2 tRNA genes are annotated in these 250 nt (G+C 54.4%); both read right to left on the bottom strand.

The window, feature by feature from the left end:
• Positions 1-76, bottom strand: a tRNA-His gene (locus SAY88_RS25390).
• A gap of 23 nt (positions 77-99) precedes the next feature.
• A tRNA-Trp gene (locus SAY88_RS25385) sits at positions 100-173 on the bottom strand.
• Between the last annotated feature and the right edge of the window lie 77 nt (positions 174-250).

The following is a 250-nucleotide window of genomic DNA, read 5'->3' as shown; positions in this document are numbered from 1 at the left end:
TGGGGCGACTGATGGGAATCGAACCCACGAATGCCGGAACCACAATCCGGTGCGTTAACCACTTCGCCACAATCGCCGTATTGCAAAAAAGGTTAATATTGGCAGGGGCAGTAGGAATCGAACCCACACCGGAGGTTTTGGAGACCTCTGTTCTACCGTTAAACTATGCCCCTAAAATGGCGGTCCGGACGGGACTCGAACCCGCGACCTCCTGCGTGACAGGCAGGCATTCTAACCAACTGAACTACCG

The sequence above is a fragment of the Halalkalibacter flavus genome, from assembly GCF_036663575.1.
GTDB classification, from domain to species: domain Bacteria; phylum Bacillota; class Bacilli; order Bacillales; family Bacillaceae_D; genus Halalkalibacter; species Halalkalibacter flavus.
The sequence above is the reverse complement of the archived record's forward strand: the minus strand, read 5'-3'. Positions and strand labels throughout refer to the sequence as shown.